General features: G+C 56.8%; 20 protein-coding genes and 1 pseudogene. 11 read left to right on the top strand and 10 right to left on the bottom strand.

Annotation, left to right across the window (positions count from 1 at the left end):
• Nucleotides 1-200: 200 nt before the first annotated feature.
• From HU731_RS06340 to gbdR, 3 genes are all read left to right on the top strand, one after another.
• Nucleotides 201-1931, top strand: a complete 1731-nt coding sequence (locus HU731_RS06340) for an OPT family oligopeptide transporter (RefSeq protein ID WP_186606745.1) — start codon at nucleotides 201-203, stop codon at nucleotides 1929-1931.
• Between the two features lie 131 nt (nucleotides 1932-2062).
• Entirely contained in the window at nucleotides 2063-3469 is a 1407-nt protein-coding gene (locus HU731_RS06335; protein WP_186606744.1) for an amino acid permease, read from the top strand.
• A gap of 22 nt (nucleotides 3470-3491) precedes the next feature.
• Entirely contained in the window at nucleotides 3492-4577 is a 1086-nt protein-coding gene (gene gbdR, locus HU731_RS06330; protein WP_054896289.1) for a choline metabolism transcriptional regulator GbdR, read from the top strand.
• Between the two features lie 135 nt (nucleotides 4578-4712).
• Here the strand turns inward: gbdR and HU731_RS06325 are convergent, their stop codons facing one another.
• The 3 genes from HU731_RS06325 to HU731_RS06315 all read right to left on the bottom strand — a co-directional run bounded on the left by HU731_RS06325 (nucleotide 4713) and on the right by HU731_RS06315 (nucleotide 7502).
• On the bottom strand, nucleotides 4713-5081 hold the full coding sequence (locus HU731_RS06325) for a cupin domain-containing protein (RefSeq protein ID WP_005789834.1): 369 nt from the start codon (nucleotides 5079-5081) through the stop codon (nucleotides 4713-4715).
• 74 nt (nucleotides 5082-5155) lie between these two features.
• Nucleotides 5156-6916, bottom strand: a complete 1761-nt coding sequence (locus HU731_RS06320; RefSeq protein ID WP_186606743.1) for a S8/S53 family peptidase — start codon at nucleotides 6914-6916, stop codon at nucleotides 5156-5158.
• 142 nt (nucleotides 6917-7058) lie between these two features.
• Nucleotides 7059-7502, bottom strand: a complete 444-nt coding sequence (locus HU731_RS06315) for a putative periplasmic lipoprotein (RefSeq protein WP_186606742.1) — start codon at nucleotides 7500-7502, stop codon at nucleotides 7059-7061.
• Nucleotides 7503-7706: 204 nt separating this feature from the next.
• Here HU731_RS06315 and HU731_RS06310 point away from each other — a divergent pair, with 204 nt between their 5' ends.
• Entirely contained in the window at nucleotides 7707-8423 is a 717-nt protein-coding gene (locus tag HU731_RS06310) for a class I SAM-dependent methyltransferase (protein WP_186606741.1), read from the top strand.
• A gap of 16 nt (nucleotides 8424-8439) precedes the next feature.
• Here HU731_RS06310 and HU731_RS06305 read toward each other — a convergent pair whose 3' ends face one another.
• The 3 genes from HU731_RS06305 to HU731_RS06295 all read right to left on the bottom strand — a co-directional run bounded on the left by HU731_RS06305 (nucleotide 8440) and on the right by HU731_RS06295 (nucleotide 10215).
• A complete protein-coding gene (locus HU731_RS06305) occupies nucleotides 8440-8805 on the bottom strand; it encodes a hypothetical protein (protein WP_186606740.1) in 366 nt (121 codons plus the stop codon).
• Between the two features lie 592 nt (nucleotides 8806-9397).
• On the bottom strand, nucleotides 9398-9640 hold the full coding sequence (locus HU731_RS06300) for a hypothetical protein (protein WP_186606739.1): 243 nt from the start codon (nucleotides 9638-9640) through the stop codon (nucleotides 9398-9400).
• Between the two features lie 32 nt (nucleotides 9641-9672).
• Nucleotides 9673-10215: a GNAT family N-acetyltransferase gene (locus HU731_RS06295; RefSeq protein ID WP_186606738.1), complete on the bottom strand. Its 543-nt coding sequence runs from the start codon at nucleotides 10213-10215 to the stop codon at nucleotides 9673-9675.
• Between the two features lie 160 nt (nucleotides 10216-10375).
• Between HU731_RS06295 and HU731_RS06290 the strand changes: the two genes are divergently transcribed.
• Nucleotides 10376-10609, top strand: a complete 234-nt coding sequence (locus tag HU731_RS06290) for a hypothetical protein (protein WP_186606737.1) — start codon at nucleotides 10376-10378, stop codon at nucleotides 10607-10609.
• Between the two features lie 6 nt (nucleotides 10610-10615).
• Here the strand turns inward: HU731_RS06290 and HU731_RS06285 are convergent, their stop codons facing one another.
• A complete protein-coding gene (locus tag HU731_RS06285) occupies nucleotides 10616-11110 on the bottom strand; it encodes a GNAT family N-acetyltransferase (RefSeq protein WP_186606736.1) in 495 nt (164 codons plus the stop codon).
• Nucleotides 11111-11229: 119 nt separating this feature from the next.
• Between HU731_RS06285 and HU731_RS06280 the strand changes: the two genes are divergently transcribed.
• From HU731_RS06280 to HU731_RS06265, 5 genes and pseudogenes are all read left to right on the top strand, one after another.
• On the top strand, nucleotides 11230-11745 hold the full coding sequence (locus HU731_RS06280) for a GNAT family N-acetyltransferase (protein WP_186606735.1): 516 nt from the start codon (nucleotides 11230-11232) through the stop codon (nucleotides 11743-11745).
• Between the two features lie 430 nt (nucleotides 11746-12175).
• The gene (locus tag HU731_RS06275) at nucleotides 12176-13069 is read left to right on the top strand and encodes a hypothetical protein (protein ID WP_138762945.1); all 894 of its coding nucleotides are present in this window, start codon (nucleotides 12176-12178) and stop codon (nucleotides 13067-13069) included.
• 68 nt (nucleotides 13070-13137) lie between these two features.
• Nucleotides 13138-13821 (top strand): annotated as a pseudogene (locus HU731_RS28910) (PAS domain S-box protein); the annotation flags it as partial.
• Between the two features lie 93 nt (nucleotides 13822-13914).
• Complete coding sequence (locus tag HU731_RS28905; RefSeq protein WP_370706276.1) at nucleotides 13915-14421, top strand: methyl-accepting chemotaxis protein; 507 nt, start codon at nucleotides 13915-13917, stop codon at nucleotides 14419-14421.
• A 179-nt stretch (nucleotides 14422-14600) separates the two neighbouring features.
• Entirely contained in the window at nucleotides 14601-15638 is a 1038-nt protein-coding gene (locus HU731_RS06265; RefSeq protein ID WP_186606733.1) for a GGDEF domain-containing protein, read from the top strand.
• Between the two features lie 295 nt (nucleotides 15639-15933).
• On the opposite strand, the gene HU731_RS06260 is transcribed toward HU731_RS06265, so the two are convergent.
• Together HU731_RS06260 and HU731_RS06255 are read right to left on the bottom strand one after the other, a co-directional pair.
• On the bottom strand, nucleotides 15934-16509 hold the full coding sequence (locus HU731_RS06260; RefSeq protein ID WP_003192617.1) for a hypothetical protein: 576 nt from the start codon (nucleotides 16507-16509) through the stop codon (nucleotides 15934-15936).
• 267 nt (nucleotides 16510-16776) lie between these two features.
• A complete protein-coding gene (locus HU731_RS06255; RefSeq protein WP_225931680.1) occupies nucleotides 16777-16968 on the bottom strand; it encodes a DUF6124 family protein in 192 nt (63 codons plus the stop codon).
• Nucleotides 16969-17154: 186 nt separating this feature from the next.
• On the opposite strand from HU731_RS06255, the gene HU731_RS06250 reads away from it, so the two are divergent.
• Entirely contained in the window at nucleotides 17155-17301 is a 147-nt protein-coding gene (locus HU731_RS06250; RefSeq protein WP_186527504.1) for a hypothetical protein, read from the top strand.
• A gap of 641 nt (nucleotides 17302-17942) precedes the next feature.
• Here the strand turns inward: HU731_RS06250 and HU731_RS06245 are convergent.
• Complete coding sequence (locus HU731_RS06245; RefSeq protein WP_186606732.1) at nucleotides 17943-18638, bottom strand: hypothetical protein; 696 nt, start codon at nucleotides 18636-18638, stop codon at nucleotides 17943-17945.
• Between the last annotated feature and the right edge of the window lie 122 nt (nucleotides 18639-18760).

The following is an 18760-nucleotide window of genomic DNA, read 5'->3' as shown; positions in this document are numbered from 1 at the left end:
CACCGACACACCGCCTCCTGTAGGAGCGAGCTTGCTCGCGAAAAACGTCAACGATAACGCGTGTTTCCTGGATGAATGCGGCGCCTTTGGGTTTTTCGCGAGCAAGCTCGCTCCTACAGAACCCGCTTCGGCAGGTGAACCTTCGAGTCTCCCGGTGCTCACTTAAAAGGTGGCACTGGCTTTTCTCGAAAGGAATCTGCATGCACTCCACCTCCTCAAGCGTCCCGGTAGAACGCGAATTGAGCCTGCGGGCGGTCATCACCGGGATCGTGCTGGGTATCCTGCTCACCCCTTCCAATGTTTACGCAGGCTTGAAGATCGGCTGGTCGTTCAACATGTCGATCATCGCCTTGCTGGTCGGCTATGGCATCTGGCAAGGCCTGGCCCGGCGCTCCGGCGAGCACCTGGCGTGGACTCTGCACGAAAGCAATATCAACCAGACCGTGGCCTCGGCCGCAGCGTCGATCATTTCCGGCGGGCTGGTCGCACCCATCCCGGCGTATACCTTGCTCACGGGTAACCAACTGGCGGCGCTGCCGATGATCGCCTGGGTGTTCTCGGTGAGCTTCCTGGGGATCTGGATCGCGTGGTACCTGCGGCCTTCATTGCTCAATGACAAGGCGCTGAAATTTCCCGAAGGCATGGCCACCCTGGAAACCCTGCTGCACATCTACAACCATGGCCGCGAAGCCGCCACGCGTTTAAAAGTGCTGCTCGGCGCGGCGCTGTTGTCCGGGCTGGTCAAGTGGGTGGATACCTTTATGTGGGCCTTCCCACGCTGGTCGCCGAACGCCCAGCTGGAGCGCCTGACCTTCACCGCAGACCCTTCGCTGCTGTTGCTGGGGTTCGGCGGCATTATCGGCATTCGCGTGGGCCTGACCCTGTTGCTAGGCGCCTTGCTGGCCTGGGGCGGGCTGGGGCCGTGGCTGTTGGCCAACGGCCTGGTGAGCCTGCCCGGCGACAGCAGCGGCCCGCAATTTGCCGCGCTGGTGGAATGGCTGCTGTGGCCTGGGGTGAGCCTGATGGTGTGTTCAACCCTGGCGTCCCTGGCGATTCGCTTGTGGGCGTTGCATCGCTCAACCCGAGCGGCTGGCGGCACGCCCTGGGCTGTTCCCAAGCCCGGGCCGGCCGCCGGTTTTGCCCTGGCGATCGTGCTGGTGGTGAGCCTGCAAGCGCTGTTGTTCGGTATCCACCTCGGGATGGCGCTGCTGACCATTCCCCTGGCGATCTGCCTGGCCGCCGTGGCGGCGCGGGTGGTGGGCGCCACCGGCATTCCACCGATTGGCGCCATCGGGCAACTGTCCCAACTGAGTTTCGGCATCGTTGCGCCGGGCCATGTGCCGATCAACCTGATGAGCGCCAACACCGCTGGCGGTTCGGCGGGGCAGTGCACAGACCTGATGAATGACTTCAAGGTGGGCAAGGCGATTGGCGCCACGCCGCACAAGCAAGTGATCGCCCAGATCCTCGGAATTTTTGTCGGCAGCATCGTCGGTGTATTCGCGTACCTGGCGTTGATCCCCGACCCGCAAACCATGCTGCTCACCGAACAATGGCCAGCCCCGGCCGTCGCCACCTGGAAAGCCGTGGCCCAAACCCTGACCCACGGTTTGGATTCACTGTCCCCCAGCATCCGCTGGGCCATCGGCATTGCAAGCTTGTTCGGCGTGCTGCTGGGCATACTCGACAGCACATTACCCACCCATCGCGCCCGCTATCTGCCCAGTGCGGCAGCCTTGGGGCTGGCCTTCGTCTTGCCTGCGTCGGTGTCGCTGATGATGGCGCTGGGCGCGGTGATGACCTGGGCGATGAGCTGTCGCTGGCCGAGTGTGACGCAGCGCTTTGCGATCACGGCAGCGGCGGGGCTGATCGCCGGTGAGAGCATTACCGGCGTAGGCGCGTCGTTGTGGCAGATGCTGGGCGTTGGGTGAAGCTACATGCGGCTCTCAATCGCCATCACCCATGTCGATATCAGACACGATGGTGGCGTAACCAGGCTACTTGTGCCTGGCTTCGGGCACTTAAGGTGTGGGTCATTGGCCGCCCGAGAACAACAAAAACAATGACTAGCCTCAACTGCAACGATTCCAACGGTCAACTGGCGCAGGGCTTCAAGCCGCGCCATGTGACCATGTTGTCCATCGCCGGCATCATCGGCGCGGGGCTGTTTGTCGGCTCCGGTCATGCCATCGCCGCAGCGGGGCCGGCCGTTTTACTGGCTTATCTGTTCTCCGGCCTGCTGGTGGTGCTGGTCATGCGCATGCTGGGGGAAATGGCGGTGGCGCGACCGGACACCGGCTCGTTCTCCACCTACGCCGACCAGGCCATCGGCCCTTGGGCGGGTTTTACCATCGGCTGGTTGTATTGGTGGTTCTGGGTGTTGGTCATTCCTATCGAGGCATTGGCTGCCGGGCATGTGCTCAACCAGTGGTTCCCTCAGGTGGATGCGTGGCTGTTTGCGTTGATCTCAATCGTTTTGCTGGTGATCACCAATCTGTTCAGCGTGGCCAAATACGGCGAATTCGAATTCTGGTTTGCCATGGCCAAGGTGATTGCCATCGTCGGCTTTATCGGCCTGGGGTTCAGCGTACTCATGGGCTGGATCCCGGATCGCGAAGCCAGTGGTTTGAGCCGTTTGATGGAGGAGCACGGCGGGTTTGCCCCCAACGGCTTGTCGGCGGTGGTGGGGGCTTTTATCACCATCATGTTCAGTTTCATCGGCACCGAAGCGGTGACCATCGCCGCAGCCGAATCGAGCAACCCGGCGCAGAACATCGCCAAGGCCACCCGCTCGGTGATCTGGCGCATTGGCGTGTTTTACCTGCTGTCGATCTCCGTCGTGATTTCCGTGGTGCCCTGGAACGACCCGCTACTGGCGTCCGTGGGTTCCTATCAGCGCGCACTGGAAATTATGAACATCCCCAACGCCAAGTTCATGGTCGATGTGGTGGTGTTGATTGCGGTGGCCAGTTGCATGAACTCCTCGATCTACATTTCTTCGCGCATGTTGTTTTCCCTGGGCAAGCGCGGCGATGCGCCAGCGGCGCTTAAAATTACCTCGAAGGCGGGCGTGCCCCGGGCGGCGGTGATCGCCAGTACCATCATCGGCGCGGGCGTTACGTTGTTGAGCTATTTCATGCCTGCCGGGTTGTTCCAGTTCCTGCTCGCCAGCTCCGGCGCCATCGCGTTGTTGGTGTACCTGGTGATCGCTATCTCGCAACTGCGCATGCGTCGGTTGCTGGTGCGGCAAAAGGTTGAGCTGACCTTTCGCATGTGGCTGTTTCCGTGGCTGACTTACCTGGTAATCGTGTTCATCTGCCTGGCCCTGGGGGTGATGATGGTGACGCCCGAGCACCGCACCGAAGTGTCTTCGACCATTGGCTTGGCGTTGGTGATTTCCTTTATCGGCCTAGTCACGGCGCGTCAGCACAACCGGGCACCCAAGCCGGTGGCGCTGGAACATTCCTGATCACGCCTCTGGGGTAGCGGTGATGGAAACCGAGGCACCTGTTTGCCAGACCATCGGCTTTTTGCTGCTGGACCAATTCACGCTGATATCGCTGTCGTGTGCGGTCGAGCCGCTGCGCATGGCCAACCAATTGGCGGGCGAAGAACTCTACCGTTGGCAAACCCTGAGCCTGGACGGCCAGCCGGTGTGGGCCAGCGATGGCGTGTCGGTGACCCCGGACGCGTGCGCGCAGGACCAGCGCGGCTTCGATGCGGTGATCGTGTGCGGCGGCGTGGGCATTCAACAGGCTATCAGCCCTGCGCTCATCGCCTGGTTGCGCAGCCAGGCGCGCCTGTACTGCAAACGTCTTGGCGCGGTGTGCACCGGCAGTTGGGCACTGGCCCAGGCGGGGTTGCTCGATGGCTTCCAGTGCAGCGTGCATTGGGAGCTGATGGCGTCGATGCAGGAGGCGTTTACCCGCGTCAAAGTCAGCTCCAGCGTGTTCACGCTCGATGGCAACCGTTTCACCAGCTCGGGCGGCACTGCGCCGCTGGACATGATGCTGCACCTGATCGGCCGCGATCACGGGCACACGCTGTCGGCGGCGATCTCCCAGATGTTCGTGTACGAGCGCATTCGCAACGAGCGCGACCACCAACGCGTGCCGCTCAAGCACCTGCTCGGCACGCAACAGCCCAAGCTGCAAGAAGTGGTCGCCCTGATGGAATCCAACCTGGAAGAACCCATCGACCTCGACGAACTGGCGGCCTACGTGCACGTGTCCCGCCGCCAGTTGGAGCGCATGTTCCAGAAGCACCTGTACTGCACGCCATCGCGCTATTACCTCAAACTGCGCCTGACCCGTGCCCGCCAGTTGCTGATGCAGACGCCCATTTCGATTGTCGAGCTGGCGGTGATTTGCGGCTTTGTGTCCACGCCGCATTTTTCCAAGTGCTACCGGGATTTCTTCGGCGTTGCGCCCAGCGATGAGCGCTCGGACATGCGCCTGCATCCGCCGCCTGCGTTACGGCCAGAGGGGCAATCCCGGGCCCCGCAACAGCCTAGGAATACACTGGAGCAGGCGCGCGACGAGCCGACGTTTGCCACGGTGCAGATTCAAAGGCGATAGGGCTTGCCCTCTTGCCCCCTGTAGGAGCGAGCTTGCTCGCGAAAAATTCACAGGCGCCGCGTTCATTCAGGCAGCACGCGTTATCGTTGACGTTTTTCGCGAGAAAGCTCCCTCCTACAGGGTTCAGCGGCATACTCAAATCCACTGGTCATTCAACGCGGTACGCTCTCCACCTTCATGCCCGGTATTCAAAATGCCCCGTGGCTCGATCATCATCAGCCTGGCTTCCCCCTCGGCCGCCGTCCTGTGCTCAATGCCACGCGGCACCACATACAACTCACCCGGCTTCACATACACCGGGCCGTCCGGCAGGTCGATGCGCAGCGTACCTTCGAGCACCAGGAAGGCTTCATCGGTTTCCGGGTGCGAGTGCCAAATGAATTCGCCCTCGATGCGCACCACCTTGAACTGGTAGTCGTTCATTTCGGCAACCACCCTCGGGCTCCATTGCTGGTCGATAAGCGAGGCTTTTTGCGCGAGGTTTACAGGCTGTGCTTGAGTCATGCGGGGTCTTCCTGTCGATGAGAAGGCCAGACTACCCAGCCAACGGGTCGGCAGGCTTGTACGATCCTGCAACCTCAGCGCACCCGTGTACGACTCTGCACCGCCAGGTCCAACGCGTTTTGCATATCCAGCCGCGCCGAACGGCCCACGTCCTTGTCATTGAGTTGGTAGTTGCGCTCTGAGGGTAGGATGGGCGCGGTGAGGTCCTGGGCATCGCTGCGTTCGAAATCATGGTTGTCGCCAATCGCCATGGCGCTGCGGCGCAGCAGCATGCGCAGTTGTTCGGGTTCAAGTTGCGGGTTGATCGACAGCATCGCCGCCAGCAGCCCCGCGACCATCGGCGTGGCGTAGGAGGTGCCGCAATGCACCGCGCCTTCCTCGCCGGCCGTGGCGGTGGAGGCATGGGCGCAGGCGGCGGCGGTGATGTCCACGCGCATGTCGACATTCGAAGAGCTGCGTGTGACGGCGTAAGCCGGGTTTTCAACGGCAATGCCGGTGCGCTGGTTGCGCTGGTGCGCGCCGACCACCAGCAATTGTTCGGTGATGAAGGAGGAGGGCAGGCGGTAGTCATCACTGCCCGAAAACGCCGAGCCATTGCCGGCAGAGTTCACCACGATCACGTCGGGATGTTCCTTGCGCAGCCACAGGAAAAACTCTTCGAGCAGTTCTTCATAGCCGCTCATGGCAATGCCCGAGCGCACCAGGGAATCGACGTCGTTGCCATGGACGTTTTTGGCCCCGACGCGATGAATGCCCCAGCTCCAATTGAGCACGCGCACGCCGTCTTCTACCAGGTTGACTGACGCGGCGATGTTGGCGGTAATGCCGGCATCAGCGTTGCGGTCGACAATCACCTCAAAGCCATTACTGGCCTTGTCCAGCCCGCGCAGAAAGCCGCTGTTGCCGCCATTATCCCAGCCTGCCGCGAGTACGCCGGTGACGGTGGTGCCATGGCTGTCCGGCGCCTGCGTATCGCGGGCATACACGCAGGTGCGTTTGGGCGGGCAGGGGCCGAGGTAGTCGGCGAAATCCGCGGTGTCGAAATCCACCCCGCGCTCGATCACGCCGATGCGCACCGGTTTGGGCGCTATAGGCGTGTGCTGCCCAGGGATGCGTCGCTGATAGTAAGCCACGGCGTCAAGAAAGCGGTTGGCGGCCCACTCGTCAGAGTCTGGCGCCGGCTTGCTTGGTTTTTCAGGGGGCGCCTGCTCGGCTTCTTCGGCTGCGGACTCTTCGATGACCACCGCATCCACGCTGGTCTCGCTGCCCAGGCGCAGCACCAGTGCATCGCGCTGCATCAGGTCCTTGGCCGGCAGGCGCAGCTGGTAGACGTTCAGCGGCGCAATGCTGCCCACCACGGTTGCGCCGTATTTGCGCGCCAGGCGCTCGGCTTCTTGGCGACCGTCGTGGTCTTCTTCAATCAGCACGCTGACCAGGTCAACATAGGTGGTCAACCCATCCATGTTCTTGGCGACTTCACTTGGCCCGGCGGCCACCACCTGGCTGTAGCGCAGGGTCAACCAGGCCGCATTGCTGGTACGCGGGCCGTCTTCCAGCCACAGCGGGCCACTCTGGTAAGCGGCACTGTCCAGGTGCAAGCGCAACTGGTTCCCGTCGCGCTGGAGGGCCTTGGCCGGCAATGCCTGGCCCGCCAGTTTCAACTGCGGGGTGCCAGCGCCGAGGCCGCGCACGGTCAGGCACCAGTGCTGCTGACGGTTTTCCAGCAGGTCGCCACACCGCTTGAGGTTTTCCAGGCGCAACGGCTCCTGGGCCACTACGTACGAGCTGGCAGCCAAGGTGAACACGCTGAGGAGGGCGGCGCAGCGTAACGGCATGAGCAGGGTTCCTTGCCTTTAGGGCCTGCTGTTCCGACTGCGCCAGGGCCTGCTTCGTTCAGCCTGCGCAACTGAACTCCCGCTGCGCGGGCTGACTCATAACGAAGGAGCAAGTGCACAGGATGGATGTGGCAATGACCCGTTACTGCATGCTGATGTACTGGAAATGCGCCTGCGCTTTTTCGACTGCGCTGCGCACTGCGTCTTTTTGCGCTTCATTACCGGCGTAATAGATACGCATGCCACTCAAATCGACCGAATCAAACGCATTCTTGATAATCGCCACGTCGAGCGCGGTACCCGCACCCATAATTAAAAAGCCGCTGTCGCCCGCGCTTTTTGCCTGCAGCACGGCTTGCTTGAGAGCCGTTGCATTGGCCCCACCGCCCGCAGCAATCGCCATGCTGTCGCCGATCAGGCCATGACTTGGAATTTTTACACTGGGCAGGCTCACGGTGTTCTGGCCGGCAGCAAGTGTCATGACATGGGCGTCAGCGGCTTCCTGGTAAATCTGCTGGTCACTTTTACCCGATGATGCACAACCTGCCAGGGTGACCAGTAAGGCCGCGGCTATTAACGCTTTCATTGCATTCTCCTTGATGGGGCGGGCGCTCCTTACGCAGGCATGATAGGGATCGAGTGGGGCAATTACTATAGAGCCTTCCGAGTGTTGGGCATGCAAGCGAGGGCCTTTGCGCGTATTCCCCATGGGAATGCAGCGCATAAAATTAATGAATTTTTCTTATCTCTGTAGGTGCCGTAATTTGCTTCAAGGCCACGGAGAACCGCCTTGAACTCGACCCCATCCAACCCTGCTGAAAAATTCGATACCTCAAGAGCCAATGAGTACGCCCGCCAGAGCCGTATTGCGTTGGCGGGATATGACGCTTGCCAGGATCTGGCAGCCTGCATGCTGGCGGCAAGCCTTGGCGATGCGCCCTCGGCCAACATACTTGTGGTCGGCGCGGGCGGTACGGCGCAGGAGATCATTGCCATGGCCAGCCTTGAACCGGGCTGGCGTTTTATGGCGGTTGATCCCTCCCAGCCGATGTTGGAAGCGGCAAGGCAACAGCTGGAAGCCAACCACTTGCTGGACAGAACCACCCTGCATCTCGGGCAGCTCGAAGACCTGCCAGCAAACGCGTCATACGACGCCGCCACCTTGATCGGTGTGCTCCACCATCTGGAGGGTGATGAAGCCAAGCGCCAGATACTGCGTTCGATTCGGATGCATCTCAAACCGGGTGCACCGCTGATTGTCGCGGGCAATCAATATGCTTATGCCAGCCAGCCGTTACTGCTGGCGGCATGGGGCCAACGCTGGCGTCAGCATGGCGCCACCTCGGACGAAGTGAAGGCCAAGCTCGGCAAAATCCTTCAAGGCGCTGACCCGCCACATTCCGAGGCCGCGGTTCAGAAGCTGTTGCACGACGCCGGGTTTGGCGACGCGACCCGTTTCTTCAGCAGCCTGTTCTGGGGGGCTTGGTTGACGTGCAAGGTGGGGTAGCAAGGTCTCACCTTGCTCAGTGAGCCGAGAGAGTAGCCAGCCGCCGACGCCAATCGCCGCCATGCCGAAGGTGGCATTCCTCTTCGGAATCGAAACTGACGCAGCGGGCGATGTTCGGGACGTGCACGTCAGCGTCATCCAGCGCGGCGGTGGTCAGCTCGCGCATACGGGCGTCCGCGCCGGTCGCGAAGGCGTGAGCCTTGCTCGCGACGTTGTCGAACACCCAGATCACCCGCAGGCTTTGGGGGAAGGCGCGGTAGTCGACGGTGTGAGTCAGCCATTCGAAGCCCGGGATTTCAGCTTTTGCGATTTCGCAGGCGTCGGTCAGGGCTGCGATGAGATGGCGTTCGATACGGGCGTGGTCGCGTGAGGCTGGCGGCATAAAAAGGAGGTCCGTGAATCCCGGGAGTGGGTTGGGGCGCTGATCAGAGCATAGCTATCTACACAACTTCGGCACGACGCTAAATCTGTGGCGAGGGAGCTTGCTCCCGTGACGGCCTGACAGCCGATGCATATCCATCTGACGCTCCGAAATCCAAATGTGGGAGATTGCTTGCCTGCGAAGACGGCCTGCTAGTCGACGCCAATCTACCTGACACCCCGCAATCAAACTGTGGGAGCTGGCTTGCCTGCGATGGCGGCCTACTAGCCGACGCCTTACTACTTGACACTCCACGATCCACTGTGGGAGCGGGCTTGCTCGCGAAGGCGGCCTGACAGTCGACACAGTTGGGTTGCGTACATATCCATTCCTGCGGTAACGGCCACTTAGGGTTCCGCCCTGACGGCGGCTAAACCGGCATCCCTGCCGGTTTACCCCCCAAATCCCTGTCGAATTCCGGCCAGCGTGGTTTAACGGGGCGCCTAAGATCAAAAGCAGAGCAAAAGCAAGATCAACAGCGGCTCGCTTCGCATCGTGGTTACCGTTGAGCGCTACAGAGTTGTGTAGATACCTATGCTCATCAGAGCGGGCGCTATTGAAGCGAGGGACGCAAGCGTTGCCACTCATTCCAGCAATCCTCGGCAACGATATCCGGGTAACCCCGTTCTTGTTCCATCGCCAACGCGGTGGAGAAGGTTACCGCAATGCAGGTGGCCTGGTCGCGGATATCGCACACTTCGACTTCGCTGAGAGTGGCACCTTTTTTCGATTCGGCGGCTGTCAGCAAGGCTGCCAGGGAGGGTACGAAAACCAGGCAGAGGGGCTCGGTAGACATCAGCTTTTTCCTGAGCGGGGTGGGTGGGGCGCTTATTGTTCAGGGTTGATCAACGATCTCAACGTATGGTCCTCCCAGATGCCAGCGATCTTCAGATAGGCTCGCGCATGTCCTTCCTTCTCAAACCCCAGCGACTCCAGAAGACGTTCACTGCGTACATTGCGGGGTAAATGATTGGCCATGATCCGATGAAGACCCAGTTGCTCAAAGCAGTGACGGTTAGTGACCTGGAGTGTTCTTTTCATCAGGCCACGGCCTTGGGCTGATTCCGCCAGCGAGAAGCCAAGATGACAGGCCTGAAAAACGCCTCTCACAATGTTCGTGTAGTTACACCGCGCTAGAACCTCTCCGCTCTCGGATTCAAGCAAGAGGAAACATAGAGCGTTGCCAGCCTGCATATTGTTGACCTGCTGCTCCACCCTGGCCTTGGCGTTGCCAGTGGTGAAATATTCCTCGTCCCTGAGCGGCTCCCAGGGTTGCAGATGCCTGCGATTGACGCGTTCGTAACGGCTGACCCTCTCGAAATCGTCACATGCCAATGCCCGAAGGCAGTAGCCCTCAACGCAATACGCCATAAACCCCTCCAGATTCACCAATGGCCCCATCTGACTGCATAGCCGCAAAGAATAGCGCCGCTGCGCGTAAAGCGACCCCTTTCAAGGCAAACAGGTCTACCATGCCAGCCCCGGCAGTGGTTCCACTCGCTCCCGAACTCAATTTTTCAAGGTAGCGATAATGTCCATCGACCAGATCTCCCTCCCCAAAGGCGTCGGCCCTCACGCCGCCAAGCTTCTCGACGCTATTACTGGCGCTTCCACCCATGAAGAACTCAACCGTGCTGGCGGAAAAGCCGAGGGTTTTGTGCTGGGGCTGGAGGCCACCAAGGCGATCAAAAGCCAAATCGCAGAATCGTTGTATGTGGCGTATGACGACGCGACGAGCAATCGGGCCGCAGAGTTGAAGGGCTAGTACAAGTCAGTCCATGGTTCCGGAATGAGCGCCAATCGCCGGAATAGGCTGACGAACATAATAATTGTCGAATTCACTGCTTTCGATGAACTGGAAGCCATGGCGGGTATAAAAGCGATTCGAAGCGCTTTCTTTGAGAGCCCCCACTTTAATGGGACGCGCAGCCGCATCCGCCTCTTTGAAAATCTGCGTAAGAACAGCAGACCCCACCCCTGACCCTTGTGCGCTCGGCCTTACATACAAATGGTCGAGCAAGAGTTCATTGGGGTGATGTTTGACCACTACGAAACCCACCCGCTCTCCAGATGCCTCGATATAGCGTGTGTCGCGAGCTTCAAAGCCGCCAACAAACCGCTCCCGCGCACGGGCTGGATCAAATCGCCCAACACGCTCCAGGCTTTCGCGCATGGCCTCGATTCGAATGGCTACCAGATTATCCAAGTCGCTTTGTTGAACCGGGACCAAAATGATCGGGGAATTTTGATTGGGTGCGACGGGCATATTGGGTGCTCCAACTACCATCTTTGGGGCTCAGTATAGAGAGCCTGATACTGATGAAGCGACCCGCATGATATGTTCACGGCATACATGGAGTAACGGACCCCAGGAAGGAAATTGCCATGCCAGTGGACACCCACCCAATCCGCATTCTCTCGCAACGCCTGAGCATCGAGCCCTTCTGCGAGCAGGACGCTGCTGAGTCTTTCGCTTGTATCACACCGTCTTTGACTCGCTACATGTCCTGGGAAGCGCCTGCCTCGCTGGAAGAGTACGCGCAAGTCTGGGGACGGTGGCTGCCTGCGATAGCGGATGGCAGCGACATCGTGTTCACGGTCAGGGAGCGGGTAGGTGCTCGTTTTACCGGCTTGGTCGGGCTGCACCATACCGGCAGTGAAACACCGGAGTTGGGGATCTGGGTTCGTGAAGATAAACATGGGTTGGGCTTTGGTGGTGAAGCGGTGCGGGCGGTTGTTCAATGGGCTAGCCAGTGGGTGGCAGCAAAGCACTTCATTTACCCTGTTGCGACGCAGAACCGTGCGAGTCGACGTATTGCTGAAGCTCTGGGGGGAGTCGTCATCGAAAGGCGGACGGCGGAAAAATATGATTCGGTTGTGTATCAGATACCGGGGGGTTAGCTCTGGGCATCGGGTTTGCGATTGCTGGCCTGCACGAACGGCAGAAATCGGCCATTAGCGGACGTTGAACGACGTCCGCTGAACTCCAAACCTGAATATCGGCTTGGCTCAGATTCAAATTCAGATTGAGCAAATCCGCCTCTCACCCAACCGCTCTACCAACCTGATGGATCGTGGCGAGCATCATGATGCAAGGGCGGGAATTATAGTGACGCGTTGATGGCTGCTATTGGTCGAAGAGATTCTTGCACGCAGCTCACCTTTAGGCCGGTGGGCATCGATCAGACACGCTCGGGTGAGCTGCGATCGAAGCGCGTCAGGTCATAAAACATTTTTGGGGTGAACCTGCCAGCGGTTCGAATACGCATATACTGTGCGTATTGCGAATGGTAGCAGTTTGATATTGCCGGCTAAAGGTTGTGTAACTTCGATGAACAAGACTGATCTGCTTGAGTATTTGAAAGAGACCAGTTCGGAAATGACCCGAGACAATATAGATGAAGCTGTTCTGCTGCATTTCGATTTGGTCATGGAAAGCTATCGAGAAAAGCCTTCGTTTTATAAAAATTTGTTGAAATATGACCGATTCATGGTTGCCCTGTCTTTATTGAGCTTCAGCTACAAAGACGAGAAAGTTCCTTTGTCCAGAGTAAAGGCATTCTGCTACGAACGTGGCTATATGTCTCGAAATAGCCTGGATTCTTATTGTTCATTTTTGTCCATTGCCGGATATCTGGATGTTCGGTTACATGTGCAGGACGGGCGTCAACGTAGTTTCCGACCTACGGAAAAAGCGCTAAGCAATACCGTGCAGCTAATCAAATCTTATTTGCTGCCTTCGCAGATGATCTCTCCATACGACAGTGGGTTATCGGTTGTGGGGAAGAATGTTGATCTATTGCGCGTATTTTTTCGAGGGTTTGCCAAGATACTTGAAGGGGACTTCCTGCTCGACAAGCTGTTGCCTGAAGCGAAATGGATTCTCAATCGGGACGGCGGTCATCTGCCGATGCTCGCACTCTATGCCGATGCCCTGCGCACCGGCTCGTTAGAGACCGGCTACAACGTATCCTCTTACGTGGAGCTTTCATCGCGTCTGGGCGTGTCCAAAACACACATGCAGCGCATGATCAAAGAAGGCCAGTTACAGGGCTATTTCAAATGCGACAAACGTTTGGTGGGGTTGAGTCCGGCCTTTCTCGAATTGATGCGGCGGGCCATGTCAATCTACTTTGCAATTGCCCGTGTCAGCATGGAGTTGGGAGTTGATAAGAGCGAAGTAGGAAACGAGCCTGGCGGTATTCGCTGTGTGTGTGAGCGTTAGCGCGAGTTCGCTTGTTATTTTGGGGAGCGATTTAATCACTAAGCAATGTCCTTTTTGTTGTAATTTTTATGCCGGAGTTTAGCGTGTTTAATCGCCAGTTGAAGAATGCTCTTTTTACCTGCCAAGAGCAATTGTGCCTGGCGCTCGGGACAGTCGCCGACGTCGAAGCGGTGTTTCTTTCAGTACGTGTCGATGGAGCTGGCCGGATTATCTCGGCCAACCAGCGGTTTGCGCAAACGCTGGGATACTCGGTGGAACAGCTTTCAAAAATGGTAATGAGTGACATCAACGCGCAACCGCAGAATGATTTTGCACCCAACCTGTGCGCCATCGAACGGCAACGCTATCGTGCCTCCGACGGCCGTGCTGTGACACTCAATATAGGCTGGATCGCTGCAGCGAACCGGACGTTTCAAGGCTACGGCATGGTTGCACCTCCGCTGGCGCGGGACGAACAGGAGGTTATCGAAATGTTCAGCGCACTGAACCGCTCGATGGCGATGATCCAGTTCAGTCTCGCGGGTGAGGTCGTCTACGCCAACGAATCGTTCGTCCAGGCGATGGGTTACAGCCTTGCGGAGATACAGGGCAAGCATCACCGTCTGTTCTGCCTGGCGGAGGACGTGGCGTCGGCGCATTACGACGAATTCTGGAAGAGTCTGAACAAGGGCGTGTTTAACGCTGGTCGCTTTCGCCGGGTAGATAAAAGCGGAAAAGTGGTTTGGCTGGAGGCCACTTACAATCCCATCAGAGACGCTTCCGGTCGGGTTTATAAAATTGCCAAATTCGCCAGCGTAGTGACCGAGCAAGTTGAAAAAGCCGACGGAATCAAACAAGCAGCGACCATGGCTTACGACGTGTCGCTAGATACCGATGTGAAAGCTAACCGAGGGATGGAACTGGTCGCCGACTCCGTGCTCGGCACACAGAATATTTCCCAACAGATGGCCTTGGTGACCGACAGCATGACCGCGCTTGAATCGCAGTCGCAGTTGATCGCTTCCATCGTCGACACGATCGGCGCCATTGCCACCCAGACCAATCTCTTGGCGCTTAACGCCGCTATCGAAGCTGCACGCGCTGGAGTGCATGGACGAGGATTCGCTGTCGTGGCGGATGAAGTGCGCAAGCTCGCCGGCCGTACCAGTGCGGCCACCCAGGAGATTAACGGTGTGGTCAGGCAAAATCGAGAATTGGCCGGCGAAGCCGCGTTGCATGTCCAGTGCAGCAGAGACCAAGCCAACGTTTTATTGGAACTGTCCGAACAGGCAGGTATGGCGATGGCAGCTATCCAGTCAGGCGCAAAGCAAGTAGTGAAAGCCATTGGTAGAGTCACCAGCGATCTGCATTGAACGCTTTATCTGCGTCGCGCTAACGCCTCCTCCTTTGGTGAAAGCAATATGGAAGTTTTTGCGTACGGTTTTCCGATTGATAACAGGAATTTGGATGCCAAAGCACACTTAATTCATTGATTAGGTATTGCCCAGACGTTGACATCACATTCAGGCCGTTTCGGAAAAGGAGTTTAGGGATGCCGGCGACTTTCAAAATCAGACCAAGAATGCGAACACTGCTGTCACCAGCGGTAACCAAGATTGAAATGGCGGGAATTGTTTCCTGGCTTTGTGTGTTGCTGATTGAGCCTGCGACAACGTTAAATCTGTTAAATATGTTGGTTACAGCATCGTTGTTGGTTATTTGGTACGTTCATCGCGTAGTTGCTGATTTTCGCATATGGAGAATGCTCGGCGGCGTGTATATATTGATTTTGTCACTCGGCTTTGCGCATGTGATTGACATCAATGTGCAGCTGCGCGTCTTTACGCTGCCCCTAGCTGTGATCATCGTGGTAAGCAGTGCTATCTTATTCGTCACGGTTCAGGACTATCTTCTCTCTACATTGCTGGTCTGGATACTGATGTGGCCCAATTTGGACGTTGGCTTTTACCGGGAACTGGAAGTTTATCTGGTCATTTTTTGCGTTGCTTCCATGTCCATAGGGTTTACTCTCAGTTTTACCTATCTAAGAAACATGCGCTCAGTGTTGTTGGTCGAAAGTGAATTCAGGACATTGGCGGAGACAGATTTTCTCACCTCCTTACTTAATCGACGGGCCTTTATGGGGTTCTTCCAAAATGCATTGGCAGAAGGCCACAGCGGCTACTTTATAATGTTGGACATTGACGAATTTAAATTAAAAAACGATCAGTACGGTCACGATGTCGGTGACAAGATTTTGTGTGCCATGGCCGCGTGCCTGAAATCCACCCCTGGCAGCCACAGTGTCGGGCGGATTGGAGGTGAGGAATTCGGTGTCTTGTTGTTGGGCGAAGATGATGCGGTTGCTCATGAGTACGCATTGCGCCTGCTGGGCAACATCCGTTGCAGTGTATTGCCTCCGCATCACTTCACTTGCAGCGCGGGCGTCGCGCAGTTCCGAGCGACATCGGACATGTCCGCAGTGCTCAAATGCGCCGACAGCAATATGTATAAAGCGAAGCATGATGGTAAGGATCGGGTGTTTCAGGATGGAAGGCAGGTCAAACCGCTACGTCCTGTAACTACGTAATTAAGGTTTGACTGGAGGACGTCTGTGAAAATCGTTTTCGAAGAAATCGAATCTCCCCCTTGCTGCTTGCTTACTCTGGGCACCTTCACTTTAATGTTCCAGAACCGCTCAGAGGCTGAAAGCTTTCTCAAGCTCCTGATGGGGGCGCAGACATCGTTTAGCCCCAATCGCTGAATGTCTGCTTCTGGCCGATTGCTGCCCTTCGTGAAGGGTAGGTTAGCGTCGGATGCTCTCCTTTGCCACGTAGCATTCGATCACCGCCCAACTCAGTTTGTGACGGTGATCGTCGCAATCGTTATTCCTTCTCCAGCTCTGCAATACCTCTCACCGGGTAGATCACTTCATGGGTGTCCAGATTTCGAATCTCGGATTCGATAGTAATGGTCGAGACCTGACGCCCTGGGGGCCCATTGATGTCGTCGCGGGTGGTGAAGTCCACGACATATCGCTGGCCTGCGCGGAATTCCACATCGCGAGCACCGAAGCCGCACTTCGCGCCACCGGTACCCAAGGCATTCATCGATACCCAACACCAGCTCAAGGAGTGTTTGCCTGGGGTCAAGCGCAGTGCCTGCTTGCCTGAAACGTCAAGGATTGAGCGCCGCCCGGAACCCTCTAGTAGTTGGTCGTCCACATGTGTGGCCAGCAACAATCGATGGAATTTTACTCCCAATCCGCGAAAACGGGTGGTGGCGAAATACACCACTGGCGCATTGGCCGCGTTATTGGACAGGTCATATGGCGTCATCAACTCCGGTGCCCAATCGCCTTGGTAATCCTTGTAGTGGTAGTTGGAACAAGCGGTTGTGAGACCGGCAATCAGCAGAACAGCTGGGAGTTTGAGATACGACAAAAATGACGACGAGCGCATTATTCTTCCTTGTTTAACGAGTTGGTTAGGATACCGCATCGCGAAGCCAGCTAGTACTTGAGCGGATTAGGAAACTCATCGCCCATCAGTTTCGAGCCAGCGAAAGTACAAGCGCACTTTTAAAGCAGTCGTCGCTCTCGTCATCGCAGAGGGCTTTGTGTCGAGGCTGAATCCACCAAAGCCATCAAGTGCCAAATCGCCGAGTCGTTGTATGTGGCTCATGACGACGCGGCGGTTTATCGGGCTAGCAAGTTGAAGGGCTGATCATCAGCCAGGGCAGGGCGCTTCGCGGTCCAGGAGTCTGGCGGTGAGGAGTACGCCCAGTTCGCTCAGTTGGTGGATGGCGAGGGCGATGTCGCGGTGTTTGCCGTTGAGGTCTTCGGACAGGTCGAGCAGCAGGGTGCTGACGCTGGTGAAGATTTCGTATGTAGCTGTTGGTGGGAAAGGGGACGGATTTATTTCTAGGAAATTTCCCTTTTCGCCATGGCTGAAAAGAAAGTCGACGCCGCTTTCGCCCAGCTCCGCGATCAACACGACGGTGTGTAGGAAAAATCTGAATTGAGTTTTAAGCGCTTTGTGGGCGGGCGATCTGCCGCCTAGCACGTACTATGCTTAAGGCGAGCAATGTCGCTCAAGGAGAACCTCATGAAACTACATATCGTTCTTTTTTCTGCTTTGCTGGCTTTAGGCTTCGGCACCAACGCGCTAGCCGTTGGCAAAAATCCTTTCAATGAGCCATGTCGTGCAGACGACGGCTGCACTATCCCGTACGTTCATTGGGAACAGGGGTAAGCCCCGCCGGGCAACGTAGGTTTACTGTGTAGCCCGGCTTATGACGGAAAAGGGGGCGGATTTATGTCTATAGAAAATAAATCTGTCCCCTTTTCGGGCGCGCTACGCGACACAGTGTTTCCAATGAAGAGTGGTGAAAATCTGTTTTTTTCCAATATGTAGTTGGACTTTTATTTCGAATATGACCAGTCACTTACGATAAGTTGATGAGGGCAGGCAGTCCTCCGGTCATCTATTCGGTGGGTAGGAGAAAAAGTGAAAGAGTTTTTAAGGCACTTAAAGCGAGTTATCAGCAATCGGAAAAGGCTAAGGCTGTTGAGGGTAGAGCTTAGTTGGTTTGATCAGCCCACGTTTTATGAATAAAATTACTAGAACGGGTGATCATGTTTTGTAGGTTTGTATGAGGGCTTGGATGTCTGGTGAAGCTTCGTATGAGTTGTATGGCCGTCTGCTTTGGCTCGCAAGCTGTCAGTGATGACCGACAGCTTGCGAGTCAAAACGGACTACAGTCGCTATCAGGAACTGGCCCGCATTTATTCCACCACTACCTGGCAATGGAGAGTAATCGTCAAATAGCGGGAGAAAACCACTGTACTGACCGCCCCTGGGACTGACAGAGAGGGTGTCGGATGCCGAGAGCATTACTTAGCTGTTTTCCCTCGGTGCCATTCATAGTAATGAGAGCTAGCCGCCCAGTTTGCAACGACACGTCCCTCAATGCTTGTGATCAGATCAGTCAGACGCGGAGTTGCAGGTTTTGCGTTTGTGGATATAACCCTCCCCGCATCCACTGATATATATCCACGCTCATAAAGGTCATCACAGCCTGTTTTACACATCAGGGCGGCGACATGGTCGATGTCCTTGCGCTCAGAGTTGTTACAGGCTGATCGCATTTTAAGGTGAGCAGCTACAAGCATGTCGACGGGAAAGATGTGATGACAAATGACGCATTCTCCTGTGATAGATCCTCTTAGCAGATGGGCTCTTAGGAAGGCTTGTTCCTTCCTCGCTTTTGAAATACAGTCGCGGTCCAAGTCCACTTGGTCGATTATGCTGGGCAATAGCTCGGCCGGAGTGAGCACTGTACTAACCTCAGTGAAGTGGATGTTTTTACTAACGATGAGCGATGGGGCATTGGGGATTTCAGGATTAGACATGCGCGCGGCGTAACCAGATCGAACCAGAACTTCAAGCTCATTAAGCTCATCGACTCGGATGTAGTGAATCTCAAAACGAGTAGGGCTTGCTACGTATTTTCCGTCCTCGTGCAAATGTGGATAAAGCGGCTTTCCTTTGTGCTCACCTCTGGATACTTTTGCTTGGAAATCGCTCATTACTTGGTAGTCCGTTAGTCAGTGCACTGTGCTACTGATAATGTTACCACCACTTTTGGGTAAGCCGCGTATCGCGAGTGGCTGTATCACCAGTGGCCGCTTCTGCGGAAAAGGGGACGGAT

Source organism: Pseudomonas salmasensis, assembly GCF_014268375.2.
GTDB lineage: Bacteria > Pseudomonadota > Gammaproteobacteria > Pseudomonadales > Pseudomonadaceae > Aquipseudomonas > Aquipseudomonas salmasensis.
The sequence above is the reverse complement of the archived record's forward strand: the minus strand, read 5'-3'. Positions and strand labels throughout refer to the sequence as shown.

Excerpts from the sequence above, each read along its gene's own strand:
- HU731_RS06340 (WP_186606745.1), top strand. The coding sequence starts at position 201 with ATGCACTCCACCTCCTCAAGCGTCCCGGTAGAACGCGAATTGAGCCTG.
- HU731_RS06335 (WP_186606744.1), top strand. The coding sequence starts at position 2,063 with ATGACTAGCCTCAACTGCAACGATTCCAACGGTCAACTGGCGCAGGGC.
- gbdR (WP_054896289.1), top strand. The coding sequence starts at position 3,492 with ATGGAAACCGAGGCACCTGTTTGCCAGACCATCGGCTTTTTGCTGCTG.
- HU731_RS06325 (WP_005789834.1), bottom strand. The coding sequence starts at position 5,081 with ATGACTCAAGCACAGCCTGTAAACCTCGCGCAAAAAGCCTCGCTTATC.
- HU731_RS06320 (WP_186606743.1), bottom strand. The coding sequence starts at position 6,916 with ATGCCGTTACGCTGCGCCGCCCTCCTCAGCGTGTTCACCTTGGCTGCC.
- HU731_RS06315 (WP_186606742.1), bottom strand. The coding sequence starts at position 7,502 with ATGAAAGCGTTAATAGCCGCGGCCTTACTGGTCACCCTGGCAGGTTGT.
- HU731_RS06305 (WP_186606740.1), bottom strand. The coding sequence starts at position 8,805 with ATGCCGCCAGCCTCACGCGACCACGCCCGTATCGAACGCCATCTCATC.
- HU731_RS06300 (WP_186606739.1), bottom strand. The coding sequence starts at position 9,640 with ATGTCTACCGAGCCCCTCTGCCTGGTTTTCGTACCCTCCCTGGCAGCC.
- HU731_RS06295 (WP_186606738.1), bottom strand. The coding sequence starts at position 10,215 with ATGGCGTATTGCGTTGAGGGCTACTGCCTTCGGGCATTGGCATGTGAC.
- HU731_RS06290 (WP_186606737.1), top strand. The coding sequence starts at position 10,376 with ATGTCCATCGACCAGATCTCCCTCCCCAAAGGCGTCGGCCCTCACGCC.
- HU731_RS06285 (WP_186606736.1), bottom strand. The coding sequence starts at position 11,110 with ATGCCCGTCGCACCCAATCAAAATTCCCCGATCATTTTGGTCCCGGTT.
- HU731_RS06280 (WP_186606735.1), top strand. The coding sequence starts at position 11,230 with ATGCCAGTGGACACCCACCCAATCCGCATTCTCTCGCAACGCCTGAGC.
- HU731_RS06275 (WP_138762945.1), top strand. The coding sequence starts at position 12,176 with ATGAACAAGACTGATCTGCTTGAGTATTTGAAAGAGACCAGTTCGGAA.
- HU731_RS28905 (WP_370706276.1), top strand. The coding sequence starts at position 13,915 with ATGGCTTACGACGTGTCGCTAGATACCGATGTGAAAGCTAACCGAGGG.
- HU731_RS06265 (WP_186606733.1), top strand. The coding sequence starts at position 14,601 with ATGCCGGCGACTTTCAAAATCAGACCAAGAATGCGAACACTGCTGTCA.
- HU731_RS06260 (WP_003192617.1), bottom strand. The coding sequence starts at position 16,509 with ATGCGCTCGTCGTCATTTTTGTCGTATCTCAAACTCCCAGCTGTTCTG.
- HU731_RS06250 (WP_186527504.1), top strand. The coding sequence starts at position 17,155 with ATGAAACTACATATCGTTCTTTTTTCTGCTTTGCTGGCTTTAGGCTTC.
- HU731_RS06245 (WP_186606732.1), bottom strand. The coding sequence starts at position 18,638 with ATGAGCGATTTCCAAGCAAAAGTATCCAGAGGTGAGCACAAAGGAAAG.